Origin of the sequence: Mycobacterium sp., from assembly GCF_050701675.1 — a bacterium.
Classification (GTDB): domain Bacteria; phylum Actinomycetota; class Actinomycetes; order Mycobacteriales; family Mycobacteriaceae; genus Mycobacterium.
Map to the genome: position 1 here is coordinate 1 of NZ_JBOGDD010000465.1, position 5,168 is coordinate 5,168.

General features: G+C 65.3%; 5 protein-coding genes. 2 read left to right on the plus strand and 3 right to left on the minus strand.

Features of this window, described 5'->3' with window-relative positions:
- Positions 1 to 265: 265 nt before the first annotated feature.
- Positions 266 to 1,099 (plus strand): SDR family oxidoreductase, encoded by an 834-nt coding sequence (locus ACRDUX_RS13975; protein WP_526414626.1) that lies wholly within the window; start codon positions 266 to 268, stop codon positions 1,097 to 1,099.
- Positions 1,100 to 1,132: 33 nt separating this feature from the next.
- On the opposite strand, the gene ACRDUX_RS13980 is transcribed toward ACRDUX_RS13975, so the two are convergent.
- The 3 genes from ACRDUX_RS13980 to ACRDUX_RS13990 all read right to left on the minus strand — a co-directional run bounded on the left by ACRDUX_RS13980 (position 1,133) and on the right by ACRDUX_RS13990 (position 4,444).
- Positions 1,133 to 2,707 carry a sensor histidine kinase gene (locus ACRDUX_RS13980; protein ID WP_526414627.1) on the minus strand — a complete coding sequence of 525 codons (1,575 nt, stop codon included), beginning with the start codon at positions 2,705 to 2,707 and terminating at the stop codon, positions 1,133 to 1,135.
- Complete coding sequence (locus ACRDUX_RS13985; protein ID WP_526414628.1) at positions 2,704 to 3,471, minus strand: response regulator transcription factor; 768 nt, start codon at positions 3,469 to 3,471, stop codon at positions 2,704 to 2,706. Before ACRDUX_RS13985 ends, ACRDUX_RS13980 begins: the two co-directional genes overlap by 4 nt.
- Positions 3,472 to 3,559: 88 nt before the next feature.
- Complete coding sequence (locus ACRDUX_RS13990) at positions 3,560 to 4,444, minus strand: helix-turn-helix domain-containing protein (protein WP_526414630.1); 885 nt, start codon at positions 4,442 to 4,444, stop codon at positions 3,560 to 3,562.
- Positions 4,445 to 4,660: 216 nt separating this feature from the next.
- Between ACRDUX_RS13990 and ACRDUX_RS13995 the strand changes: the two genes are divergently transcribed.
- A partial coding sequence (locus ACRDUX_RS13995) for an aldo/keto reductase (RefSeq protein WP_526414629.1) occupies positions 4,661 to 5,168 on the plus strand: 508 nt, incomplete at its 3' end.

Consider the following 5,168-nt stretch of genomic DNA (forward strand, 5'->3'; position numbering starts at 1 on the left):
CTCCACGACGATCAAGATCGTCCCGCAGTCTGGCGTGGGGGCCGACGACTGATGATCACCCGCGACGAGTGTCACGACGAATGGGGAAACTGAACATGGCCATCAGCGGAACCGCCAAGAGCAACCACGACGACCTGTTTCCAGGTCACGTGTCGACGCTTTCCGTCACCGATCCCGCCGTCAACGACATCGCCGCCGCGAATTGACCGCCGGCGTAAACCACGGGAAGCTAAATGGCACAAAGAATTTCGCTAAGGAGTCCCCTATGTCCACCTGGTTGATCACGGGCTGTTCGACCGGCCTCGGCCGCGCACTCGCCGAGGCGGCCATCGCCGCCGGCCACAACGTCGTCGCCACGGCACGTGACGCGACGAAGGTCGCCGACCTTGCCGACACCGCACCCGACCGGGTACTGGCGGTGGCACTCGACGTCACCGTGCCCCAACAAGTGACCTCGGCGGTGCAGGAGGCCGAAGAGCGCTTCGGCGTCATTGACGTGCTCGTGAACAATGCTGGTTACGGGTACCGCGCCGCCGTCGAAGAGGGCGACGACGCCGATGTACGAGCGCTTTTCGAGACGCACTTCTTCGGCACGGTCGCCACGATCAAGGCTGTCCTGCCTGGCATGCGGGCGCGCCGCTCCGGCGCCATCGTCAACGTCTCTTCCATCGGCGTTCAACTGACGCCGCTGGGCTCCGGGTACTACTCGGCGGCCAAGTCCGCCGTCGAGGGCCTCAGCGGCTCACTTCACGGTGAACTGGCCCCGCTTGGCATTTCGGTGACGGTCGTCGAACCGGGCGCGTTCCGCACCGACTTCGCCGGCCGCTCGCTGACCCAGTCTGCCGCGACCATCGCTGATTACGCCGACACTGCGGGCAAGCGCCGCAAGGAACACGACACCGTCCACGGCACTCAGGCTGGCGACCCCGTCAGAGCCGCGAACGCCATCATCAACGCCGTCGAAGCGGATGAACCTCCCTCGTTCCTCCTCTTGGGAACCGACGCACTGACCAATTACCGACGCATCGCCGATGAGCGGTCAGGCGAGATCACCAAGTGGGAGAAGCTCACCGCCAGCACGGACTTCGACGCGAAATGAGGCCAGGACTCGCGCGGGCACGTGCCGCGGGTCCTAGGCGAATCCATCGACCGAGATGAACGTCGCAGGCGTCGCCCGCGTCGAAAGCTCCGAACCCGATGGCACCGCCTGTTCGATCGTTGGCAGCCGCACCCGGAAGGTCGTCTGACCGCCGTCCGACACGGCCGAGATCGAGCCGTGGTGCGCCTCGACTATCGACGCGACGATGGCCAAGCCAAGCCCGAAACTGCCTGCCTCGCTTGACCGCGACTTGTCTGCGCGGACGAATCGTTCGAACAGGTGGGGTAGAACTTCCCGTGAGATCCCCGGGCCGTCATCGGTCACCGTCAGCTCCGTGAACGACCCGCCGTCAGCTGCCCGGCCCGTCGTAATACGGGTAGACACGGTGGTCCCCACCGGGGTGTGGACCCGCGCGTTGGACAGCAGATTTGCGATGAGCTGATGCAACTTCGCGCGGTCGGCGGATACCCAGACGGGTCGTTCGGGTACGCGACTGAGCCAGCGATGGCCGGGCGCCGAGACGGTCGCGTCGTTGACCGCATCGGCAATGACTTCGGTGAGATCCACGTCAGTGGTTTCGACGTCCTGACCCTCGTCGAGACGGGCAAGCAACAGCAGATCGGCCACCAGGGAGTTCATCCGGTGCGCTTCGGATTCGATTCGGGCCAGCGAATATTCGGTCGTTTCAGGCAGCACGCAACTGTCCTGCCGTGTCAGTTCGGCGTATCCCTGGATCGCCGCCAGGGGTGTGCGCAGCTCGTGGCTGGCGTCGGTGATGAATTGGCGCATTCGTCGGTCGGATGCGGAAACTTCGGACAGTGCGCGTTCGACATTGGCGAGAAGTTGATTGAGTGTGTCACCGACCCGGCCGACTTCAGTGCGCGGATCAGTGTCCTTCTCGGCCACCCGCGGCGTGATCGCATAGTGCTCGCGGTCCAAGGGCAAGGTCGCCACTTCGGCTGCGGTGTCCGCCACCCTGCGCAGCGGGCGAAGAGTGAAACGAACGAGCAACCAGGTAGCCAACGCGGTCACCAGCAGCGCCAGCGCGGTCATCGCGACGACGACGGCAGTCTCCTTGGCGACAGCTTCCTGCGTCGGTCGCAACGACGCGCCGTTGACGAAGTACTCACCAGGGTCACCCGGCCGACTGTCCATCAGGTAGTCGCCGAGGCCTGGCAGTTCGACCGTGCGCAAGCCGTTGTTGGACCACGACATTGCCGCGATGTCGTCGACCGCGGCGGCGGGCGCTTGCTGCGCCTCTCCGTCCAGGAACAGTGCCGAATCGACGACCTTCCCGTTCTGAACGAGTGCCGCCACGTTCCCCGGCGCCTGCCCGATCAGCTGCGTCAGTGGCTTCATCGATCCCGCGGGGGGAAGTGCGCCGGTGTGCGCCGGCGTGATTCGGTACTTGGTCACCGAGTAACTGAAACCGTTCAGCGATGCCGACAGTTGCGCGTTGATGATGCCGGTGACCGACGAGTGCAGTGTCAGTACCGACAACGTCCCGACCACCAGCAGTACGACGATCACGACGGCAGACACGCCAACGACCAGCTGCCGGCGCAGCGTCCACACGCGCCAGCCGCGCGCGGCGGTGATCGGACTCATGCCATGGACCGCAACATGTAACCCACGCCGCGCACCGTGTGGATCATCGGCTCTCTTCCCGCGTCGATCTTCTTTCGCAGGTATGAGACGTACAGGTCGACCACACTCGATCGTCCACCGAAGTCGTAGTTCCACACTCGCTGCAGAATCTCCTCGCGACTGAGCGCTCGTTGCGGGTTGCGCATCAGGTAGCGCAGCAGCTCGAACTCCGTCGAAGTCAGAGCGATGGCTTCCCCATGCCGGCGAGCTTCGCGGGTCGCCCCGTCGAGTTCGAGATCGCCGACGACGAGTTTCTGCTGATTGTCGGGAGTGAGGTAAACCGAGCGGCGTAGTAGGCCGCGCAACCGGGCAACGAGTTCCTCGAGGCTGAACGGCTTCGTCATGTAGTCGTCACCCCCGGCAATCAGCCCAGTCACCCTGTCGCGCACCGAGTCCCGAGCAGTCAGGAACAGGATCGGTGTGTACGTTGCCGACTCCCGGATCTCCCTGAGGACGCCCAAGCCGTCGGTATCGGGAAGCATGATGTCCAGGACGACGATGTCGGGGGCGTCATCTCGATAGCGTGTCAGCGCCTCACCGGCGTCGTGCGCGACGGTGATTTCCCAGCCCTCGTATTTGAGCGCCATCCTGATGAGGTTGGTCAGGGCGCGCTCGTCGTCGACCAACAGCACGCGAATGGCGGTCCCGTCCGGGCGGTGCATCCGCGGCTGCTTCCCGAGCACTGCCTTGCGCGGCAACCGGTCGGTCACTGGTAGAGACGCCATATAGTCATCCTCACGGCTTCATGGCAATCAGCCGTCGATCTCATAGAAATTTCACATCATCGTGGTCTACGTGAGGACTCGACGGTAGTCAGCCCTTGGTCGTGGTGTGTTCGGAGAGCAGGCTCTCCTGGCTGGCGGCCCACGACGCGAGCAACTTGAGGCCGTCGGCCGTCGGGGTGTTGGCCGCCGCGGTGTAGACGTTCAATTGCAGCCCGGGTTCCGACGGGAGTGGCATGGCCTCGAAGTCGAGGTCGAGTTGACCGACCACGGGGTGGTTGAGGCGTTTGCGTCCCGAGCGATGGAACCGCACGTCCTGCGACGCCCAGCGTTGCCGGAACAGCTCGCTTCGCGTCGAGAGTTCGCCGACCAGTGCGATCAGCTTCTCGTCGTGCGGATTGTTGCCTGCCTCGAGGCGCAGCATCGCGGCCGCGTCGCGGGTGACCTGGTCATAGTCGACGAAGAACTGTTCGGCTTCCTCGGGATACAGGTAGACGAATCGAGTGGTGTTCGCCGGCCGTCGCGGATCGGCGAGGACCGGTGCATAGAGCGCGCGGGCGAGCTGGTTCATCGCGAGCACGTCGTGGCGGCCGTTGCGAATCCAGGCCGGCGCATCGGTGATGGCATCGAGCATCTGCAGCAGCGCCGGCCGGAGGGTCCCCGGCGTCTTCCGCTTGCGACGATTGCCGGACGCTCCGGACTCCCGCGCGAGGGCGAACAGGTGCTCTCTCTCGGCCTCGTCGAGTTGCAGCGCCGAGGCAAGGGCGTCAAGCACGGTCTCGGAGGCGCCGGCGAGGCTTCCCCGTTCCATGCGGACGTAGTAGTCCACCGAGACACCAGCCAGCATGGCGACCTCCTCGCGGCGGAGCCCCTTGACCCGTCGGTTGCCGCCGTAGGCCGGTAGGCCGGCCCGCTCTGGGCTGATCCGAGCGCGCCGCGAGCTGAGGAACTCGCGGATCTCGCTGGGGACGTCCATGCTGGTCATGCCCTTCACGGTAGGCGCGACCGGGCCGTTCGGGGAGGTACTGCCGGTACCTGTTCCAGCATGCCCTCCCGCGCGGCAGGGCCGGGGCCTAGCGTCGAGGACATGAGCGTCCCCACCTTGAACACCGGCATCCGCGGTGGCCCCGAGCCAGAAGACATCACCCGCGAGAAGTTCGGCATCAAGATCCCCGAAGCCTGAGGAGGCATCATGCACACACGTACGCTCGGCCAGGATCTGCAGGTATCCGCCGTTGGCTTTGGCGCCATGGGCATGTCGCAGAGTTACGGTCCCAACCCGGGGGACCGCGACGACATGATCGGCGTGATCCGCTACGCCGTTGAAGAAGCGGGGGTCACACTCTTCGACACCGCCGAGGTCTACGGGCCCTACGTCAACGAAGAACTCGTCGGCGAGGCACTGGCGCCGCTGCGCGATCAGGTGGTCATCGCCACGAAGTTCGGCTGGAACATCGCCGACGGCAAGACGATTGGCACCGACTCGCGGCCCGAGCAGATCCGGCGGGTCGCCGACGCATCGCTGAAGCGGTTGCGGACCGACGTCATCGACCTCTTCTACCAACACCGGGTCGACCCCAACGTTCCGGTCGAGGACGTCGCAGGCGCCGTCGGCGAGCTCGTGCAAGCGGGCAAGGTCCGCCACTTCGGGCTATCGGAGGCCGGCGCCGAGACGATTCGGCGCGCGCACGCCGTCCATC

Coding starts and splice junctions, on each gene's coding strand:
- ACRDUX_RS13980 (WP_526414627.1), bottom strand. CDS start 2,707: ATGAGTCCGATCACCGCCGCGCGCGGCTGGCGCGTGTGGACGCTGCGC.
- ACRDUX_RS13990 (WP_526414630.1), bottom strand. CDS start 4,444: ATGGACGTCCCCAGCGAGATCCGCGAGTTCCTCAGCTCGCGGCGCGCT.
- ACRDUX_RS13975 (WP_526414626.1), top strand. CDS start 266: ATGTCCACCTGGTTGATCACGGGCTGTTCGACCGGCCTCGGCCGCGCA.
- ACRDUX_RS13985 (WP_526414628.1), bottom strand. CDS start 3,471: ATGGCGTCTCTACCAGTGACCGACCGGTTGCCGCGCAAGGCAGTGCTC.